12 protein-coding genes are annotated in these 21,350 nt (G+C 55.4%); 4 read left to right on the top strand and 8 right to left on the bottom strand.

What is annotated here, in order from left to right:
- Positions 1–90: 90 nt before the first annotated feature.
- A complete protein-coding gene (locus ACYVHX_RS25175) occupies positions 91–1,335 on the top strand; it encodes an MFS transporter (protein ID WP_460674464.1) in 1,245 nt (414 codons plus the stop codon).
- A complete protein-coding gene (locus ACYVHX_RS25180) occupies positions 1,319–2,803 on the top strand; it encodes a cellulase family glycosylhydrolase (RefSeq protein ID WP_460674465.1) in 1,485 nt (494 codons plus the stop codon). Before ACYVHX_RS25175 ends, ACYVHX_RS25180 begins: the two co-directional genes overlap by 17 nt.
- Here the strand turns inward: ACYVHX_RS25180 and ACYVHX_RS25185 are convergent.
- The 7 genes from ACYVHX_RS25185 to ACYVHX_RS25215 all read right to left on the bottom strand — a co-directional run bounded on the left by ACYVHX_RS25185 (position 2,800) and on the right by ACYVHX_RS25215 (position 15,807).
- The gene (locus ACYVHX_RS25185; RefSeq protein WP_460674466.1) at positions 2,800–3,843 is read right to left on the bottom strand and encodes a sensor histidine kinase; all 1,044 of its coding nucleotides are present in this window, start codon (positions 3,841–3,843) and stop codon (positions 2,800–2,802) included. The two genes, ACYVHX_RS25180 and ACYVHX_RS25185, sit on opposite strands and share 4 nt — an antisense overlap.
- A gap of 150 nt (positions 3,844–3,993) precedes the next feature.
- Positions 3,994–6,282 (bottom strand): GH92 family glycosyl hydrolase, encoded by a 2,289-nt coding sequence (locus ACYVHX_RS25190; protein WP_460674467.1) that lies wholly within the window; start codon positions 6,280–6,282, stop codon positions 3,994–3,996.
- A 60-nt stretch (positions 6,283–6,342) separates the two neighbouring features.
- The gene (locus ACYVHX_RS25195; protein ID WP_460674468.1) at positions 6,343–10,158 is read right to left on the bottom strand and encodes a DUF2278 family protein; all 3,816 of its coding nucleotides are present in this window, start codon (positions 10,156–10,158) and stop codon (positions 6,343–6,345) included.
- A 19-nt stretch (positions 10,159–10,177) separates the two neighbouring features.
- A complete protein-coding gene (locus ACYVHX_RS25200) occupies positions 10,178–11,239 on the bottom strand; it encodes an AAA family ATPase (RefSeq protein WP_460674469.1) in 1,062 nt (353 codons plus the stop codon).
- A gap of 4 nt (positions 11,240–11,243) precedes the next feature.
- Positions 11,244–12,833 carry a CHAT domain-containing protein gene (locus ACYVHX_RS25205; RefSeq protein WP_460674703.1) on the bottom strand — a complete coding sequence of 530 codons (1,590 nt, stop codon included), beginning with the start codon at positions 12,831–12,833 and terminating at the stop codon, positions 11,244–11,246.
- Positions 12,834–12,869: 36 nt separating this feature from the next.
- Complete coding sequence (locus ACYVHX_RS25210; RefSeq protein ID WP_460674470.1) at positions 12,870–15,272, bottom strand: ATP-binding protein; 2,403 nt, start codon at positions 15,270–15,272, stop codon at positions 12,870–12,872.
- Positions 15,273–15,384: 112 nt separating this feature from the next.
- On the bottom strand, positions 15,385–15,807 hold the full coding sequence (locus ACYVHX_RS25215; RefSeq protein WP_460674471.1) for a response regulator: 423 nt from the start codon (positions 15,805–15,807) through the stop codon (positions 15,385–15,387).
- A gap of 467 nt (positions 15,808–16,274) precedes the next feature.
- Here ACYVHX_RS25215 and gyrA point away from each other — a divergent pair, with 467 nt between their 5' ends.
- Both gyrA and ACYVHX_RS25225 read left to right on the top strand, forming a co-directional pair.
- Entirely contained in the window at positions 16,275–18,815 is a 2,541-nt protein-coding gene (gyrA, locus tag ACYVHX_RS25220) for a DNA gyrase subunit A (protein WP_460674472.1), read from the top strand.
- A gap of 81 nt (positions 18,816–18,896) precedes the next feature.
- A complete protein-coding gene (locus tag ACYVHX_RS25225) occupies positions 18,897–20,339 on the top strand; it encodes a tetratricopeptide repeat protein (protein WP_460674473.1) in 1,443 nt (480 codons plus the stop codon).
- Positions 20,340–20,588: 249 nt separating this feature from the next.
- Here the strand turns inward: ACYVHX_RS25225 and ACYVHX_RS25230 are convergent, their stop codons facing one another.
- Positions 20,589–21,284 (bottom strand): Dph6-related ATP pyrophosphatase, encoded by a 696-nt coding sequence (locus ACYVHX_RS25230; protein WP_460674474.1) that lies wholly within the window; start codon positions 21,282–21,284, stop codon positions 20,589–20,591.
- Positions 21,285–21,350 lie beyond the last annotated feature (66 nt).

The raw sequence follows: 21,350 nt of genomic DNA on the forward strand, positions 1-21,350 counted from the left end.
GGTGGGCTGACCAGCAGAAAAGGACGAATGAATCCAATGCGTAAGCAACCGAAAACCGTATACCGTAAACTGTAAACCTTAACCGAAAAAATGATTGAGCAACCCAAAACCGAGAAAAGCCTGAGTAGTCAATTGCTTCAATTGCCGGTGATTGTGGCCGCGCTGGGGTACCTGGTGGACATGTATGATTTGTTTCTGTTCAGCGTGGTTCGGGTGCCGAGCCTGAAAGCGATGGGCGTGGAGGGGGACCAGCTTTTGCCCGAAGGCATTGCGCTACTGAACTGGCAAATGGCCGGGATGCTGCTGGGCGGTATTTTCTGGGGTGTGATGGGCGACAAACGCGGTCGGCTTTCGGTCCTGTTCGGGTCGATCCTGATTTATTCGCTGGCCAATATCGGAAACGGCCTGGTGACCACCCTGCCCATGTACGCGGCCCTGCGGTTTGTGGCCGGCGTGGGGCTGGCGGGCGAACTGGGCGCCGGGGTGACGCTGGTGACCGAAGTCCTGCCCCGACAAATTCGGGGGTACGGCACCACCATTGTCGCCACAATGGGCGTTTTGGGGGCCATCATGGCGTATTTTGTGGCCGACCTGTTCCAGTGGCGGATTTCGTATTTCGTGGGCGGTGGCCTGGGCCTGCTGCTGCTGGTGCTGCGCATCAACATCTTCGAATCCCGGGTTTTTGAAGCCGTCAAGGAGCGGCAGGTGAAACGGGGGGATCTGGCCATGCTGTTTACCAATTCGAAGCGGTTCTGGAAATACATTCAGTGCATTCTGGTGGGCCTGCCCATCTGGTTTGTGGTCGGGATTCTGGTAACGTTTTCGCCGGAATTCGGCCAGGCCATCGGCTTATCGGAGCCGGTGGTGGCGGGCAAGGCCGTCATGCTGACTTTTACCGGACAGGTTTTTGGCGACATTGCCAGCGGGCTGCTGAGCCAGTACCTGAAAAGCCGCAAGAAAGTAATTGGCAGCTTTATCGCCCTCTCGCTGGTGTTCGTGCTGGTGTATTTGCTGATTCCGATGAAGGATCTGAATGCGTTTTACCTGGTGTGTATTCTGCTGGGCGTCGCCAACGGGTATTGGGCGTTGTTCGTGACCATTGCCGCCGAGCTTTTCGGTACCAACCTGCGGGCCACGGTGGCCACCACGGTTCCGAACTTTGTGCGCGGGGCCGTCATTCCGCTGACCTCCCTGTTTGTATACGGAAAAGCGCAGATCGGTACGCTGCAAAGCGCGCTCTGGGTGGGCCTGTTAACGGCCGTCCTGGCGTTCACGGCGCTGTATTTCATGGAAGAAACCTTTAAGAAGGAGCTGAATTATGTGGAAACGGACTAGGCTTTTGGGTCTGTTGGTGGCCGGGCTGCTGGTTTCAAAACCGGCCGTCCGGGCGCAAAAGGCGGGGGGCGGTTTTCGGCTGCACCCGCAGAATCCCCATTATTTTCAGTACCAGAATAAACCGATCCTGCTCATTGGCTCGGGCGAACATTACGGTTCGGTGGTCAACCTGGACTTCGATTACAGCCGGTATTTGCGGGCCACGGCGGCCGACGGCATGAACACGACCCGCTTGTTCGCGGGCGCGTACGTGGAAAAACTGGGCGATTTCGGCATTATGAAAAATACGCTGGCTCCGGCGGAAGGGCGTCTGGTCTTGCCCTGGCGCCGGAGCAGCGAAGCCGGGTATGCGCTGGGCGGAGCCCGGTTCGATCTGAATCAGTGGGACCCGGCGTATTTCGAGCGGCTGAAAAATTTCATGACCGAGGCCCGCCGGAACGGGGTCATTGTGGAAATCAATTTGTTTTCGGCGCATTACGCCGATGGCTGGAATTACAGCGCCCTGAATCCCCGAAACAACGTCAACCAAACCGACAGCATTCGCTCGCAATGGGTCAACACGCTGGAAAACGGCAATTTGCTGGCCCATCAGGAGACCTACGTCCGGAAACTTGTGCGGGAGCTGAACGGGTTCGATAACCTGTATTTCGAAATTCAGAACGAACCCTGGGCCGACCAGACCGACATCACGCGGATGCGCAACGAGTACGGCCCCGACAATGACTGGCGTTCCACCCTGCAGGTGGTGTCGCAGCGCTCGAATGCCTGGCACCGGCGGGTTGCGCAGTGGATCAGGGACGAAGAAAGCAGGCTGCCGAACCGGCACCTGATATCGCAGAACGTCAGCAATTTTCATTACCCGATTGCGGATGCCGATCCGAACATTTCCATTTTTACCTTTCACTACGCCCTGCCGGAAGCGGTCACGGAAAATTACCACCTGAACCGGGTCATTGGCTTCAACGAAACCGGGTTTGCCGGCCGCGCGGATGCCACCTACCGCCGGCAGGCCTGGCGGTTTCTGATGGCCGGGGGCGGTTTGTTCAACCAGCTCGATTATTCGTATTCCGTCGGTTCCGAAACCGGGCAGGATACGATCTACAAAGCTCCCGGCGGGGGCAGTCCGACCCTGCGCGCCCAGTTTAAAATCCTGAAGAATTTTTTCGAAACGCTCGATTTTGTGCAATTAAAACCGGACCCGGCCGTCGTGGCGGTGGCCCCGGGCGCCACGACCCAGGCGCTTGGCAACGGCAAATCGGAATGGCTGATCTACTACGAACCGCTGGCCGTGAAGCCCTATGACCTGCAGTTGAGGTTGAAAAGTGGTTCGTACCGGGCCGAGTGGACGGATGTGGTGACCGGACAAAAACTGAAAACCGCAACCGTAACCAACGGGCGGCTGGCGGTTCCGGAAGGGCCCAACGAGAAAGTAGTCGTGATTCGAGCGGCCGGCGGGAAAGCCCGTTAAGAGTTCGGGATGGCCGCCGGAATCAGCAGCGGAAGCGTGACGATGAAAAAACCGTCCTGCTCCGTAATCCGCGGTTCCGATTCGTCCAACAGCCGGTATTTGGCCGCGATGTTGTTCAACCCGACCTGATTCGACAGCACTTTGGTGGTTTTCCGCTGCACGTTATTGCGCACCCGCAGCCAGCCGTCGGGCGTCAGTTCGATGCGGATTTGCAGCGGATTCGTGGCCTGAACCCGGTTGTGCTTAACGGCGTTCTCGACCAGCAACTGCAGGGTCAGGGGCGGTAATTGCCGGGGGAGAAAATCCCCCGGAACATCGATGGTGAGCAGCACCCCGGCGCCGTAGCGCATTTTCAGCAGGTGGTAATAGGATTGGATAAAATCCAGCTCATTTTCGAGGGAAGTCAGGGTGTTTTCGTTGGTTTGCAGCAAATACCGGTACACCCGCGCCATCTCGTCCACGTACTGTTCCGCCTGCCGGGCGTCTTCACTGATCAGGCTGGACAGGGCGTTGAGGCTATTGAACAGAAAGTGCGGATTGATCTGGTTTTTAAGCACATCCAGCTGGTTCAGCAGCACCTCGCGCTTGTAGATTTCGGCCTGCAAACTGTTTTCCTTCCACTTCGTCAGCGAGTAAAGTCCTTCGTACAATCCGATGAAAAGAATAATGGTACAGGCCGCCAGCCAGAGGTTATTGGTCGCGATCTGTTCGGGGTGAAAATTCAGGAATTCGACGTGCTGATAGGTGTAGAAAGGAATTAGGGTGGATGCGCTGATGGTGGCAAGAAACACCAGAAATTCGAGGACAATGCGCGTGAGCGTCTGCCGGATTTCGGGAAACCGCTTCATGATCCGGAAGATCAGGTTTTCCTGAACAACCAGCAGCGTCAGGCACACCACGTAGGCAAAAACCGTGGTGGAAAGCCAGATGCGCCAGTCGGAAAAAAACCGGTCGCCAAACCAGTTGTAAATCCCGAGCGGGGCTGACCAGGAAACCAGGGCCACAAATATCCAGATGCGTCGCTTGGAGAACCGAAGCAAAGGATGCTGAAAGATCCGGCGAAATTGCATTAATGAGTCAGAAGAGCGATCCAATAAACGGCAAGCAACAGAGAACGCGATTTGAATGGCTAATATATGAAATAAAATGGAGGCATTCAACCGGTTCTCCGTCGCTGATTGGCCTGGCGCTTACCGCTTCGCCTGCGAGAAAGAATAGGGGAAAGCCGCGGGCTGCGTGCCGCGTTGCTGGTTGGGCGTGGGCCGCAGCGTAAACTCCACGGTTCCGCCCCGCAGCAGCGCCTGGTGACTCAGCCAGTTTTGAGCGTGCGGTTTTCCGTTCAGGTTCACCGCGTCCACGTAGCGGTTTTTGTCCGAGTTGGTCGGCGCGCTGATCACCAGTTGTTTGCCGTTTTCGAGTTGCAGCGTGGCCTTTTTAAACAGGGGCGCACCCAGCACGTACTGATCCGTTCCGGGACAAACCGGGTAAAAGCCCAGCGCCGAGAACACGTACCAGGCCGAGGTCTGGCCGTTGTCTTCGTCGCCACAGTAGCCGTCGGGCGTGGGCAAATAGAGCCGGTTCAGGGCTTCGCGGACCCAATACTGCGTTTTCCAGGGCGCTCCGGCGTAATTGTACAGGTAAATCATGTGCTGGATTGGCTGGTTGCCGTGGGCGTAATTGCCCATGTCGGCGATCTGCATTTCGCGGATTTCGTGAATTACGCTGCCGTAGTAGCTCTCGTCAAAAACCGGTGGGAGCGTGAACACCGAATCCAGTTTGGCGACAAAATTTCGGGGTCCACCCATCAGCCCGATCAGGCCCTGCACATCGTGAAAAACCGACCAGGTGTAGTGCCAGCTATTGCCCTCCGTGAAGGCGTCCCCCCATTTGAACGGGTTGAACGGTTTCTGAAACGAACCGTCCTTGTTCTTGCCGCGCATCAGCCCCGTAGCCGGGTCGAACAGGTTGCGGTAGTTCTGGCTGCGTTTGGCAAACCGGTCGATTTCGGCCTGCGGTCGTTTCAGGGCTTTGGCGAGTTGGTAAATCGTAAAGTCGGCGTAGGCGTATTCGAGCGTCCGGGCGGCATTTTCGTTGATCTTCACATCGTACGGCACGTACCCCAACTCGTTGTAATACTGAACGCCCCGCCGACCCACGGCGTCCATGGGGCCTTCGTTTTCGGAGTTTTTCAAAACCGCTTCGTAGAGCGTGTTGATGTCGTAACCGCGCAGGCCTTTGAGGTACGCATCGGCCACGATGGAGGCCGAATTGGACCCGATCATGGTGTTGCGCAGGCCCGGACTGGCCCATTCGGGCAGCCAGCCGCCTTCCCGGTAGGCATTCGCCAGCCCTTCCTGCATCTGGGCGTTGAGCGACGGATACATCAGGTTGAGGAACGGAAACAGCGAACGGAAGGTATCCCAGAAACCGGTGTCGGTGAACAGATACCCGGGTAGAACCTGGCCGTTGTAGGGGCTGTAATGAACGACTTTCCGGTTGGCGTCGAGTTCGTAGAACTTGCGCGGAAACAGCAGCGAGCGGTACAGGCAGGAGTAGAACGTCCGGGTTTGATCGACCGTGCCGCCTTCGATTTTGATCCGGCTCAGTTCCTTATTCCAGGCGGTTTTGGCTTTCTGCGCGACGGTTTCGAACGAATCGCTGCCGATCTCCCGCAAATTCAGTTCGGCCTGTTCGGGGCTGATGAACGACGATGCCACGCGGACGTTGACCACCTCACCCTTTTTCGTTTGAAAACCGACCACCGCGCCGACGTGATCGGCCTGGCGTTCGAGAACCTGGCTTACCGCCTGTTTACCCTGAAAAACCGTGCGGTACGTGAACGGTTTGTCGAAAATCAGGACGAAATAATTCTTGAAATTGGCCGGAACACCCCCGCTGTTTTTGGTCGTGTAGCCGATGATCTTGTTTTCACCGGGAATGATTTTGATGAACGAACTCTTGTCCAGCGCGTCGATCACCACCGAGGCACTGTCGGTTTGCGGAAACGTAAACCGGAAGCGGGCGGCCCGTTCGGTGGGGGCAATTTCGGTGGTTACGTTATGGTCGGCCAGGTACACCCGGTAGTAATACGGTTTGGCAATTTCGGATTTGTGCGAAAACCAGCTCGCGCGTTCGTTCTCGTCGAAACGGACGTTGCCGGTGACGGGCATGATGGCAAACTGGCCGTAGTCGTTCATCCAGGGCGAGGGCTGGTGCGTCTGTTTGAAGCCCCGGATTTTATCGGCCGCGTACGTATACGCCCAGCCGTCACCCATGCGACCGGTTTGCGGCATCCAGAAATTCATGCCCCAGGGCAGGGCGATGGCCGGGTAGGTGTTGCCATTCGACAAGCTCGGCTTGGAGTCCGTGCCCATCAGCACGTTAACGTACTCCACCGGGTCGGCCACCCGGCTGACGGTTTGGGCGGGGGCGGTTTTGAAAAGGAGGCAGGCTAAAAGCAGCAGGAAAAGGTTGCGCATGGGGCTAGTGGATAAACCGGACGTTTAGACGCAAAGGTAAAGCCCCGCGGGCTCAATTTCCTATTTTGCCGTCGCCGGTTTTAGCGGATCACCGTTTTCGTCGACTTGGGTGGACTGGGATGAAAACCGGATGGCAACCGCCTGCAGAGTGCTGCCTTCAATCATCAAACCGCCATCCTGCCAGGGGGCATTGAATGAGTCGTTCGGCGGGACCGAACCCTGATTGAAATGAACAAAGTGCAGTTCATAAAAACCGTTCGGCATTTTAAAAACCCGGTCGTCCGAACCGGGTTGCCAGCGGGCGCCCCATACGTAGATTCGAGGTTGTGATCTCCGGGGAATTGCCAGGTTTTCCAGGAGATTGGCGGGGGCCAGCGCCCGGTTTTCGTGAAAGGGTTGCCCGGCGCCGTCAGTAGAAAAGTGGTCGCGGATTCGGGCGAACTGCCGGCGCAGCAACTCGTAAAAATGGGCCTCGGTCAGCTCGAATTGCTGCACAAAAAGCATCAGTTTCCGCAGGTCCGGAACCGCCATCTTGTCAACGACCTTAAAATCCTGGTACGAATCGCCCGTCCGCACGTAATCCAGTGCCCCCGCCGTCCCGTTTTTTTCGACCGGATAAAAACCGGGGGCCGCCGAACTAAATTTCTGGTAAGCCGGAATTTTTCGAACCGCAGCACCCTGGGCAATGGCGATAATGGCCTGACTGGTAGGCGCATTGGGCTGTCTGGCGTCAATTTTCACCCGGTAGTCCGCTTTTCCGACCCTGACCTTCAGATAAAGGTCGTCGTTCACTACGCTGGATTGCGTCAGGGTTCCCACCAAAACCCCGTACTCGCCCGGAATGCCCCGTTGAACGGTGGTTGCCGGCCGATCCGGTTGTTTTACGCGGGCGGTCGTGTCGGTGGGTACGTTGGTGGCCGGCGTCTGCTGCTGGGGAGTCGCCGTTGGCGGTACTTGTTCGGGTCGGGTTTGCGCGGGTGCCTGATACACTGGATTTTTCGACCGAACCGGGCCTTTTTTGTTCGTCCGAACCGGCTGTTTGCGCGCCGGGGTGCGCCGGGAAGTCACGGTGCTGGAGACGGGCGGTGCACTTTCCACCGGCTCGTTTGCCAGGGATGGGCGGTAATTCAATTGGATCCAGGCGGCATTGAGCCGGGCCAGCGAATCGATTTGGGAAGCCGAAAGCGGGAGCCGGGAGATGGTCAGCGTAAGCAGGCTTTTGTCCGTCGGCGCATCCGGCAGAACGAGTTGCACCCGGTTGAATTGAGCCGCCTGCCTGGCCGTACGGATGGTCTGAATTTCCAGATTGTCGTTTCGGTAGTAACTAATGGGCCGATGGCTGTCACCGGCCAAATCCCGCAGCTGAGTTCGGATGGTGTCGATGGGGCGATCCAGATTCAAGATTTTCAGGTACTGCGCCAGGGTCGAATCCGGCGGAATCCGGTCGGCGGATAAAAACCAGGCGGTGGGGGCCATGATCGCTTTGATATTCCGCAACGCAACGACCTTTTCCTGAGAAACGAGTTGGCGGGCGGTATCGAGTTCAGCTCCCCGTTGGTAGCGCAGCGCGTGGAGGTTGTACAGGGCCTCAAAGGTGGGGCGGTAACGGCCCGAAGCCCTTAAAAAGACAATTCGTAACGCATACAACTCAGCCTCCGGCAACGAACGGAGGGCAGTGGTTTGAAAGGGCGACGGAAACCGGAATCCCAGCGCCTGACCGCTGCGCAGCACCCGGAAGGCCGTCGCGCTGTCTTTGAGGCTGTCCTGCGAAACCGCAGTCGCCAGGTTGTTGTAAATCACCGCGCTGTCGGAACCAACCCGGGCCGTTTCGGAATACAAAAACCGGCCCAGCCCGCCCGCCGATTCCTGCTGGCCGGGCGGCTGGGTCTGATAACCGGCCGCCAACAGAAAAACCGCAACGGCCGCCAGCAGTCCCCAGTACACCCGGTTTTGGCGCTGGCTGCGGGCTTTCACGCGGTGTGCCACCCGTTTGTCGGCAATCAGTCCGGCTTTCTGGAACGGCGCCAGTTGCTGCAGGGCTTCCCGTTTCCGGTTTTCGTCGGTGAGCCAGATTTCGTACGTGTGCACGTCGCGTTCTTCTGCGGCCCCGCTGCCCGGCACCACCGGCACCGATTGCAGCAAATCCAGCACGGCACTGCGAACGGCAGTTTTTAGCTTTTCCGGTAATTCCGAAAACCGCTCCAGCAACTCCTGCCGCAGTTTTTCCGGTATTTTTTGCTGTTGAAGCCAGGGTAAGGCGGTTATTTTCAGGAGATTGGTGGTCGTGACGATCGCCATAGTCTCGTAATATCCCTCAAGGGCTTTTCCAATGATCAGCGTCATTTCCCAGGTCGGGGTGGGGTAGAGGGCGGTCGCGTACGCCCATTGCTTCAACACTGTAAACCCTTGTAAGGTCGGCTGTTCGGTCCGAAACGGCTTTTCCAGAAACCGATCCACGTCGGCAAGGCTGAGTTTTTCGGCGGCTACGCCAAAGATGCCACGGTCGGGGGCGGGGTCCGGATCGACCTGAAAGCGTTCCCGCAATTCCGAAAAAGTTGGTCGGTCCTGCGCCAGAAAATAGTCCCGCAGCGCCAGCTGACCCTCGGGCGTGGTCGGGAGCAGGATGAAAAACGGAACAAGCAGTTGCTCGACGGCCTGCCAGTTGTCGGGATATACCGGGGTCAGTATCGCGCGTTTTTCCCACGGGCCGAACAGCCTAGCGACCCAGGACGCCAGCGCGCCGGTGTTGAAATCAATGAGTCGGATGCCGTCCGTCATCAGCACCAGGTAGGAAGTGCGGTGAAACCGGTACAGGTCTTCCGGGCCAATGCCATTCGGGTATTTTTCGCTCCAGCAAATGCGCGGATCGGCGTTGAAAAAAAACGTCTCTAATTCCACTTCCCCCGCGGCCAAAACCGTTCCCAGGTAACTGTAAAGCCGGGCCTGCTGGTGAAACGTCGAGCGGTTGTCGATCAGAACGAGGTAACGCGGACGCACTTTAATGGGCCGGTAATGAATCGTGGGATACCCGCCGGCACGGGCCGTAGCCCGGATGCTCCGACCAATATCCATCGTTCGCCGTTGGCTTTCGTCGCGCTGGTTGAGCTGACGCGCCCAGGTGTCCAGCGACTCGGTTTGTTGGATGGTTTTTTCCTGATCGGGGAAAGTTAAAAAATAAGGCGGGCGGTTGCTGGGCCTGATTTTTCGCAGCGGATAAAAAAACCGGTAGGCGATTGCCCCGACGGCGCCCGTGCCGAAGAGAACCGCCAGCAACAGGGTCCAGGGATTAAGCTGGTAGGTCGTCAGAACGGTTTCTGCGGCTCTGATTAGCGGAAACGATTCGACGGGCGCGGCCGGGGACGTGGTGGGCGTTGCGGGTAAACCGGAGTCCAAAACCACGGAACGGTTGGTGTCGGCGGGGGTTGGAACGGGGTCGGGTAAAACCGGACTGGGTGTCAGGATTTTATAAAGGACGATACCGGCCAGCACCAGGACCGCTGCCAGCAGAAGGGCCCCAATCAGGCGGTAATTTGGGCGGGGCGGTTTTTCTTCCGTCTCCGGTGAGGTGCTCTGGTCCTGGGGATCAGCCGGCTCCGAACGGTCGGTGGTCAGTTCAGGATTGGCCAGGACCCGGTCGAAAATAAGCCCGAAATTTTCCAGCTCGCTTTCGGAGCGGGCCACCACCGGACCCAGCAATTCGCGGAGCTGCTGGTGTTGCCGGTCTTCTTCGGCTTGGGTCAGCCCATTCGGAAAATACGCACTGCTCACCCGAAAACACCGGTCGTAGATCTCTGGCGTAATCGCGAAGCCTACCTGGCGAAGCTGTTCAAGCAATTCGCCGAGGGGCAACAGTCGATAGGCGGGCGGGGGCGTCATGGGTTTTCGGAACCAACCGTTAGGGCGTCATTTTCCGAATGATTTCGAGGTCTTCCGCGTGTTTGGCCAGAATGCTGAAACTGGCCTGGCGCGTCGCTTCCGGAACTTCGCGGAGGCTTTGCCCGTTCAGAATCGCGTGCCGCAGGAAATAAATCCAGCTGATGAGTTCGGCCGTTGCCGGTTTTTTCTTCGATACGCTGGTTTTCACGTCGTCGAAAAAGGTGATGTATTCTGCGATGCGCTGCTCCACGGCCTGGCGTTTTGCGTCGCTGGCCGTCAGGTCCGGAAATTTATTGAAAATCTGGTTCCAGACGATTTTCTGTAATTCCTGCTTTTCCGGAAACTTGATGTGGTAAAAAATACACCGGCGCAGAAAGGCGTCCGGCAGGTTGTTCTCCGAATTGCTGGTCAGAATCACAAACACGTTCCGGTCGCCGATTTTGTACTCGGCGTTGCCATCTTCCCGCACCTGAAACTGGAAGCGGTCCAGTTCATTGAGCAGATCGTTCGTGAAATCCCGGGGGGCTTTATCCACTTCGTCAATCAACACCACCGAACTGCGGGGTTTCGACGCGTCGATGTCCTTCACGGGCAGGTAAGGGCATTTGTCGAGCATTTCCTGGCTGCTCAGCACGATGGCCTGCCCCAGCGCCTGAAGCCGGATGTGTTTAGTCACTTCCGGAACGGACGGTTTTTCCGGAACCGACAAAACCGGGGCGGTTTTCCGGTTGGGTCCGTCGGATTGGGCCGCGTCGAAATGGGTGGCGTGGAAATGGCCCAGTGCGTCGTAGAGGTAAAATAAATCGGTGGATGCCGACACGGTTTTGGTGTTGAACACCAGCGGTCTTTCGAGGTATTCCTCCGGGAACGCAGCGTGCAGGTCGGCGGCAAGTTTTTCGGCCAGTCGGGTTTTTCCGGTTCCGGGTTCGCCGGTCAGCAACAAGGGCTGCTTGAGCAGAATCGCCACGCGAACGGCATTCGCCAGCGCCGTGTCGAGGATGTAATCCGACGGATTTTTTGCCATCCGGGGCGCATCCAGTTCGTTTTGTTTGTCAAACGTAAATTTTTCGACCAGAGCCATATTCCTAACGGGTTTGAGAAAGCCTGAGGTGGGCGATAAGCGTCAACAACTTGTCTTCCAGCACTTCCACATCGATCTTTTTGGATCTGAAAACCTCGCCGGCCACTTTTTCCCGCTCGGTTTCGGGCACCGACTGGAGGTAATTCCGAAACCAGCGGTGCAGCTCGTTTTCGCCCTTCGGTACCGACAGGAACTGCTCGTCCTGATTGAGAATGATCAGCGCACTTTTCTCCGGCTCCTGCGGATTGACCAGGTCCGATTCCTGAAACGGCCTGAGAATTTTCCGGACCGGGTTGCCCTCAAAAAAAGCCGAAAACCAGTTTTCTTTCGGGGTGTAGATGATGTTCCAGAAAAATAAAAAATAAGGTGGTTTGGCGGGCTGGGCCGCCGGTTCGGCCGGGCGGAACTGGTCCATAAACTGGCGAATGGCCTGCCGTACGCTTCCGTTTAAATCGTCGGCGCTGATTTTCAACGCCACCAGCGTGTACTCGTTGTGCTGAACTTCCGGGATTTTCAGGAAATCCGGGAACGAATAACTGCTGGTTTTCGTCCGGCCTTTCAAGACTTCATAAATGGCAAAACTGATTTTGTTTACGTTTTTGTGGGAGCCGTTGAGGTAAACCGTCCGGTTATCCTCCGGGTGAAAAGGGTAGTTGTAGTGGTTTTCGGGTTTGTTGGTAATCTTTTCGTACACCAGTTTGCGCGCCAGTCCGAGCGGAGACTGGCAATCCTCGCCCACCAGCAGGTAGTGCTGAACGGGCCGGTTCATGGCGTCCAGACTGAAACTGGCGTCGAAGGCCGTGCGGTATTCGTCGCGGCCGCACAGGTAGGCAAGCTGCTTATCGGCCAGTCCTTTTTCGGCGGGGAGCAGCGAGCGGTCGTTGAGCAGACACCAGGTCAAAACCGCATCATTCCGGCAGTACAACCCCCAGGCGCAGGGGGTTTCCGGCGGGCCGGTCGGGATGGCGCCCCGCAGGTAGAGGGACTGGCGGCCGGTCAGGGAGGGCAGGGTGGAAACCGCTTCATCAAAGGCCTGCTGCAACGACCGGCGGGGGCGCGTAAACGATTCGTAGAACTTGATGGCAAACTGGCTGGCCGGCCCGTCGGGAACGGCGGTTGAGGTGGCAATGACGGCTTCGACCCCGTGGTCGAGCAGGGCTTCGACGTAGCCGTAGGTGGAGCAGCCGTTCAAAAACACCAGCTTCGGTTTTTTGCCACTCAGCAATTTCAGGAAACGATCCTGGTGGTAGCTGCCGTCGGTCAGCGTAAAATGGGTCTGGCTGGCGTGGCCGCAATAATGAAAAACCGCCAGATTTTTATCGATGCTGATCACCGCATTGTGAATGTCGTCGGCGTCGGTTTCGGTGGCGTAGGCCGTAAAGGTGAGAAGGTCTTTAAGCTCCAGGTCGTTGAGAAGCCGGCTGATGGCCTTGATTTCAATTTTTAATTCGCCCAGATACGCTTCGTATTCTTTCGCTAACGTCGTCGGATTTGCGCTGGCAAGGTAAACAACCGGTTTGTCCATTCTCCTATTCAGATTCAGCCTGGAAAGTAAGGTACTGAAAATAGTCAGAAACCGGAAATGGCGACTTATCCAACGGTCAGCCGGTCGTTAAAAACCGGTTTTTCCCTAGTTCGGAAGGTGGAGGTGTTTTAAAATGACCCGGGTGAGAAGGGCCGGGTTGTAGGGTTTGACCAGAATTTCGTTTAGTCCGGCGGTTTGGGCGCGGTCGCCGACCTCCTGCGCCAGGCTGGCGGTCAGGGCGATGATCGGCAGGGTTTCGTTGCGTTCCCGGATGATCCGCGTGGCTTCGTACCCGTCCATGACCGGCATCTGCAAATCCATTAAAATCAGGTTGTGCCGGGAGGAATCGAGCCGGTCGACGGCTTCCTGGCCGTTGGTGGCCACATCGACCGACGCCCCGAGCCGGTTCAGAATGGTTTTGGCCAGCATGATGTTCATGGCGTTGTCATCGACCACCAAAATGATCATGCCTTCCAGCGGTTTTTCCTTGAGTACGGGATTGGGTTCTTCCTGATTTTCGGACGGTTGGGCCATGATCGGAAAGGTCTGCGTGAAATAAAACCGGGAACCCTGGCCCGGTTCGCTCTGCAACCGGAGGTCCACGTGCTGCAACTCCAGAATTCGCCGGCAGATGGTCAGACCGAGGCCGGTGCCGCCGTAGCTGCGGGACATCGACGAATCGGCCTGCGTGAAGCGGTTGAAAACGAGTTCCTGCTTTTCGGGGGCAATCCCGATGCCGGTATCTTCAATGGAAAAGGTGAGGGTGATGGTTTGGTCCGTTCGTCCGTTGACGGCCAGACTGACCAATACGTGGCCTTTTTCCGTGAACTTGATGGCGTTGTGGACGAGGTTGGAAATCACCTGCGCCAGCCGGGTGGGATCACCGCCGATTTTGCCGGAATAGTCCGGATCGACCACCAGCCGCAACTCCAGCGCCTTCTCTTTCGCGGCCACCTGATAGCTCGACACCACATTTTGCAGAATGCCGACCGGGTCCATCGGAATGGTTTCGAGGATGGTTTTGCCCGCTTCAATCCGGTTGAAATCCAGAATATCGTTGACGATGTGGAGCAGGTTTTTGGCCGAGAACAACATCACGTCCAGGTGCTGTTTCTGGTCCTGACGCGGTTTGTCCTGAAGCAGCAGGTGCGTCATGCCGATCACGGCGTTGAGCGGGGTGCGGATTTCGTGGCTCATCGTGCTCAGAAATTCGCTTTTGATCCGCAGGCCCTCTTCCGCCTGTTCCTTGGCCCGCTGCAGGGTATTGGCAAACCGAAACGACAGCACAAGCGATTGCAGAAAGAAAAAACCGACGTAGCCGACGAACAACACCAGGTCTTCGGGAAATGCCACCTGAAAATACTTCAGGATGATGACAACAAAAACCGCCAGCAACACGCCCGTGCTTAGCAGCGAGTAGGTCGCCCCCGGGCGGTTCCGGCGGGCCGCCAGCCAGTATATATAAAAGGCGTAGGCGATGTAGACGACCATCAGCCCCAGAAAAGGCGAAATCAGCTGGGTAAAAACCGGGGGCGGAAACACGATCGTCACCCCGGCAAACAGCAGACTGATGGAGGCCATCGCCCGGATAAACCATCGGCTGACATCTTCCGGATACAGCGACCCGGTATACAGCGCAAACGTGGCCACGCTCAAAAAGAGCGACAGGTATTCGAGGTGCAGCGTCAGTGACCATCCCGTATCCTGAAAGAGCGTATGGAGGGCGTAGAGGTCGGTGCCGACGATGCGGTAACTGTAGAGCAGGCAGAAAACCGAAAAGTAAAGAATTGAAATCTCGTGCCGACCAAAAAGGAACAGGCCCAGAAAAAACAGCCCCCCCATAAACAGACAGCCGGTCAGGAAAAAAACCAGCATTTGCTCGCGGTTGAAATCAATCAGCAGAACGTCGGCCGGGCCCAGCTCCAGCGGTTTGTAAACGCCCCCTTTGGAGTGGTGAAAATTAGCGACCTGGAGCAGCAGCCGGAGGGTATCGGAGGTGGGCGGCAGCGGTTTGACCTGGGTGGACCAGAATGGAGTGGTGGTTTCGCGGGTCGTTCCGGGAAAACCGCTGTGGGTAAATTCCTGCCCGTTTACAAACAGGCGGTACGACGTAAACGCATCGGGTAGTTTGAGGGCCAGCGGGGGCGTTTGGGCGGGCAGCAAAACCGTCAGCGCATAGGTGGCATATCCGTAGGAGGGAAGGGGCTGATTTTTCCAGGTTTGCTGGTCCCAGCGTAGGGGAAACGGGGTAAATTCGGCGGGGATTTCCGGATCACCCGGTTTTCGGAGCGCCTGCCAGTACCATTTCCAGCTTCCGGTTAATGCCACGGTTTGCAACTTAAAATCGACGGTGCGGAGGTCCTGAACGCCCAGTCGGGCCTGAGGCAGGGCCGGATCGGTGGACTCCAGTTCGATTGGGGAACAACCCGTTAGCAGCAAAGCCAGCAGCATCAGGTAACCACGGAAAATGGGGTTGCTCTTTCCGCCCGAAAAAAACCAGCTTTTCATGTCGTGCATCCAACGTCCGGTAATGATGGGACTAACATACTAATTAACAGACAATATGTTTTCATCGGTTCGCGTAATTTTTGCGCAGAAAACCGGGGGAGAGGCCGGAAGGTCAGTGATTGGCCGGAATGCGGGCCGCGTGGATCCAGAAGGTCCGGGTCTGGTCGATGAGGTAACTAAGCTGCTGGTAGCTAGACGGTTTTATCAGGTACGAGTTCGCCCCCAGCTCATAACAGCGGGTGATGTGTTCGGGCAGCGAAGAGGTGGTCAGGACAAGAACCGGAATGGCGCGGTAGGCCGGGTTGGCGCGGAGTTCGTTCAGGGTCGTAAAACCATCCATGCGGGGCATGTTCAGATCCAGAAAGATCAGGGCCGGTAATTGCCGGGGATTGGCGTTCAGATGTTCCAGAAGTTCAACACCATCACTCGCAAAAAGGACCTCGCAATCCAGCCAGCTTTTATCCACTACGGACTTAAACAGAAGCCGGTCGTCATCGTCGTCGTCGGTAATGATAATGCGGTATTTGGGATTCATTGAACAGGAATGGCGGCAGGTCGTTTCTCAAAGATAACGAATGCCGGTCAAATCCAATTTATCCCCGCTTAAACTTTTTGAAAACCAAATCCGTCCTTCCTTCAGTACATTACTTACCATTTTGTAGGAATTGGATAGTGACCGGAAAAGAGTAGCGGATGGAGGATACGTGCGAACCAACGGATGACCTGGAGCCAACCCATATAGGTGGCCTTAAGCAGGAGGGAAGCGTTGGATCGGAAGATTCGTTTGAGATGCCGGGCAGGCGGCCGAAAGCAAGCGGATTCAGGGGTGGAGAAATTGCACTACCTGTGGCAAATACTTTTATTTGTGGCGATTTTTTTGCATATTTGTATGATAGGCCAATCGTTGAATGGGCCTCCAGCCGTCCGATGATTTTCTACGGTTTGGTTCCACTTTTTTAACCATCGCTTCGTTCGTATTACCGGACAAAGAATTGACTTCTTATGGCAGAAGAGACAGAAGAACAAAACAACTCCACCAACATTATCCCCATCAACATTGAAGACGAAATGCGCGGTGCCTACATCGATTATTCGATGTCGGTTATCATCTCGCGTGCTCTGCCCGACGTGCGGGACGGTCTGAAGCCGGTGCACCGGCGGGTTTTGTTTGGCATGGCGGAGTTGGGGGTCAATTATAACAAACCCTTTAAAAAGTCGGCCCGGATTGTCGGGGAGGTGTTGGGAAAATATCACCCCCACGGCGACTCCTCGGTGTACAGCACCATGGTGCGGATGGCCCAGGACTGGTCGCTGCGGTATCCGCTGGTGGATGGGCAGGGCAACTTCGGTTCCATCGACGGCGACGCTCCGGCGGCTATGCGGTACACCGAAGCCCGTTTGAAGCGGATTGCGGAAGAAATACTGACGGATATATACAAGGAAACGGTTGATTTCCAGCCCAACTTCGACGATTCGCTGGAAGAACCGAGCGTAATGCCGGCCAAACTGCCGAACCTGTTGCTGAACGGCTCGTCGGGAATTGCCGTCGGGATGGCCACCAACATGGCACCCCACAACCTGACCGAAGTGGTGAACGGGATTGTGGCCTACATTGAAAACCACGACATCACCGTCGATGAACTGATGGAGCACATCAGCGCTCCGGATTTTCCGACGGGGGCCACGATTTACGGAATGGAAGGCGTCAAGAATGCCTTCCGGACGGGTCAGGGCCGGGTGGTGTTGCGGGCCCACGCCACCATTGAGGAAAATAAAGGGAAGACGCAGATTATTGTGACGGATGTTCCCTATATGGTCAACAAGGCGATGATGCTGGAAAAAACCGCGGAGTTGATCAATGACAAGAAAATTGAGGGTATTTCGGCCTTTCGGGATGAGTCGGACCGCGACGGTCTGCGCGTGGTGTATGACATCAAACGCGATGCCGTGCCGAACGTGGTGCTGAACAACCTCTATAAGTACACCCAGCTGCAGTCGTCTTTCAATATCAACAATGTCGCGCTGGTGAAAGGCCGGCCGGTTTTGCTGAACCTGAAAGACATGATCCGGTATTACGTGGAGCACCGCCAGGAGGTGATTACCCGCCGGACGCTGTACGAACTGCGGGAAGCCGAAAAGCGGGCGCATATTTTGGAAGGTTTGCTGATCGCCCTGGATAACCTGGATGCGGTGATCGAACTGATCCGGAGTTCGCGCGACCCGGACGTGGCCAAGAACGGCTTGATCGAGCGGTTCCAGTTGTCGGAAGTTCAGGCCAAGGCGATTCTCGAACTGCGGCTGCAACGGTTGACCGGACTGGAGCGCGATAAGATTGTTGCCGAATACGAAGAACTGGCCCGGCTGATTGCCGATTTGAAAGGCATTCTGGCCAGCGAAGAACGCAAGCTGGAAATTATCCGCGAAGAACTGCTTGAACTCAAGGCCCGCTACGGCGATGCCCGCCGGACGGAAATCAACATGCTGGGTGATGGTAACATCAGCGATCTGTCGCTGATTGCCGACGAGGAAATGCTCATCACCATTTCGCACCAGGGATACATCAAACGGACGCCGTTGACCGAATACCGGACGCAAAGCCGGGGTGGCGTTGGCTCACGGGCCGCTAAAACCAAGGAGGACGACTTCACGGAGCATTTGTTCATGGCCACCATGCACAATACGCTGCTGATTTTTACCCAGAAAGGACGATTGTACTGGTTGCCGGTTTATGAACTGCCCGAAGGCGCGCGCGATTCGAAAGGACGGCCCCTGGCGAACTTCATCAACATCGAATCGGATGATAAGGTCCGGGCGGTGATCAATGTGAAGGATCTCAAAAATACCGACTACATCAACAACAATTACATTGTGATGTGTACGGAGCAGGGAACCATCAAGAAAACCTTGCTGGAAGCTTATTCCCGTCCGCGGCAGAACGGGATCATCGCCATCACGATCAACGAAGAGGAGGGAGACCGGCTGCTGAATGTGTGTATGACCAATGGACAGAACGATATCATCATTGCATCGAGCGAAGGAAAAGCCGTTCGGTTCAACGAAAGCCGGGTTCGTCCGATGGGTCGGACGGCCGCCGGGGTTCGGGGGATTGATCTGGAAGAAGGCGTAAAAGCCGTCGGTATGGTTTGCATCGGTCGCGAGGATGCCCAGTTGCTGGTGGTTTCGCAGAAAGGGTTCGGCAAACGCTCCCCGCTGGACGAATACCGGGTAACCAACCGGGGTGCCAAAGGCGTTGGTACGCTGAAGGTAACCGATAAAGTCGGCAATCTGGTCGGGATTTTGGAGGTTACGGATTCCGATGATCTGATGATCATTACGAAATCGGGAACCGCCATCCGGATGCACGTGGAGGAGGTTCGGGTCATTGGCCGGAACACCCAGGGCGTGCGGCTGATCAACCTGCGGGACGGGGACGAAATTTCGTCGGTAACCCGAATTGCGCGCGAAGAAGATGAGGAAACCGAACCGGCGACCGGGGAAGCGGGGGTGTCAGGCGATGGGTTGGAGGAAACCGCGTCTGAGTAAATGGCTTGATAATCCCATATTTTATTCGGTACTTTCCAAAATTAATTCTGAATGAAACGTTCAACCACAAATTTTAGTCCCATGAAACGACTCTCGTTCTTTCTACTGGCGGGATTTTTATCAGTAGGAGCCTATGCTCAACAAGGCCTTGATGCTCTGACTGAAAAAACCTTCCAGAGCGAGAAAGAAAAAAGCGACAAGGCCATCACGGATGAAAAATCGTCGGCCAAGCCCAAAACCTGGATGGATCGCGCCAAAACGTATGAGAACATCGCCACGCAGGCTATCAAGCTGGACTCGAATGCCGCAAACGTTGCTTATGAAGCGTACAAAAAAGTAGTCGAGTTAGACAAAGATAAGAAGTCGGGTGGGCCGGGTAAAATGGCCAAAGAAGCCGAAGAAGCCCTGAAAGGGCAGACGATGTTCCAGGCTTTCATGAACTCGGGGATCTACAAGTACCAGGCTAAAAATCTGAAGGATGCTGCGGCCCTGATGGCAAAAGCGGGTGAGATCAACCCGAAGGATACGACGGCGGCCTTGTACGGCGGAATATTTGCGCAGGGAGCGAATAACAACGCCGATGCCAAAACGAATTTTGAGCGGTACATCGCCAATGGTGGAAAAGACGTCTCGGTTTACACTACGCTGGTGAGTCTGTACTACCAGGACAAGGAAATTGAGAAGGCGCTGGCCACAATCGACAAAGGCATTGCGAATTTGCCAAACAGCAAAGACCTGAGCACGCAGAAGGTAAGCATTCTGGTTTCGACGGGTAAAGAAGAGGATGCGATCAAAAACCTGAAAGACATTCTGGCGAAAGACCCCAACAACCTGACTAATTTGTTGACGATGGCGGGCCTGTACGATAACATTCAGCGTTCGCAGTCGGATGAGTTGAACAAAATGTCCGGTAGCGCCAAGAAAGGCCCTGGTGCCGCCAAGCAGCTGGAAGAGGAAAAAATGGTGCTGAAAGAATCGCAGGCCGAATTGACCCGGCTGAGTGCCCGGGCCAAGCGGGAGCCGAAAAACGTTGATGTGAAAAACCAGATTACGCGCGTAAAGCAGATGATCACGGATTCGCAAACGAAAATGTCCGGTTTGGAGAAGGACGTACAAACTCAGGCGCAACAGGCGCAGGCCGCTGGTGATCAGACGCAGAAGATTGCTGACCTGACGAAGAACCTGGAAAGCAATCGCGTGTCAATGAAAGAGTACTACCAAAAAGCATTGCAGGTGGATGCCAACAGCTTTGACGCCAATTTCAACCTGGGTGCGGCTTACTTTAACGAAGCTATTCAGATCCGGAAACAACTGGAGTCGATGGACATGAAAGAATACCAGGCACGCGGCAAAGAAATCGAAGGTCAGGTTTGCGGTAAGTTCAAACAAGCGCTGCCGTATTTCGAGAAAGCAAAATCCGTGAAAGATTCGGATCAGGATTTGAACGACAACCTGACAAACCTTCAGAATATTCTGAAGCAGTTTGAAGAGAAGAAGGTTCCCTGTGTCGAAGTAAAAGGATAAGGATAGAGGACAGCTTGAAACGGCTGTCCTCTATTTTTAAAAAGTCTAGTTAACATAATATAAATTATACAACAACTATTTCGGGTGCTTTATAAGCGATAAGTATACTCGTAATAGCTTACTAGATAGAGGGTTATATAAGACCGTATCGATCAATGATTTATGGATTCACGTGGAACAATTGTCAGCGAGTTAGCTTTCTGGAGATTGGCCGAACGGAAAATAAGAAGGCCGTTTACGTACGATTGATCAGTTTTCAGCAGGTACCAAATCCAGAAAAATAAATTGGGAATCCCACTGATTCGATTTGGCGTACGAACGCCGAACGATTTCGCCTTTTTTAAATGCTACCGGTTTTTTGAAAATCGGCCCGTCGTACACAAAGGAATGATACTCGCCGTTTTCACCACACGGATCAACATTGAGCGGTAATTCATTTACCATGGTATCGTCTACGGCGCGGCCCACCCAGCGTTCGGATAAACGATTTTCGTTCAGGCAAACCAGCAACGCTTTAAAACCGCATTGGTGAAACGTTCGCACTAGCGAAACCGTGTTCTGGTCCCACAACGGAAAAACGCCGTGCAGACCGAGTTCGTGCAATTGCTTATCGCGGAACTGTCGTAAATCTTCCAGGAAAATATCGCCGTAGATGACGTGGGTAATTCCTTCATGTTTTAATTCAGTCAGGCGTTGTTTGACGAGTTCGTTGTAGCGTTCCATGGAGACGTCTCCCGAAAAATTCAGGCGGTACAGCGGCAGGCCGATCGCCTGGGCCTGCGCTTCGACGAGTTCCGTGCGGACACCGTGCATGCTCACCCGGTTCAATTCTTCATTGACGTTCGTCAGCAAACCAACGATGTCATACTGGCCCGACTGGCGGCAAAAAAAGAGAGCGAGGGCCGAATCCTTGCCCCCGCTCCAGCTCACAATAGCTTTATGCATTAAATCGGGTGGATAATGTTAAAACAAGCGAGTGAATCCCTTCCTGATAAGAATTGTAGGCTTTAC

It is taken from the genome of Larkinella ripae (assembly GCF_054780775.1).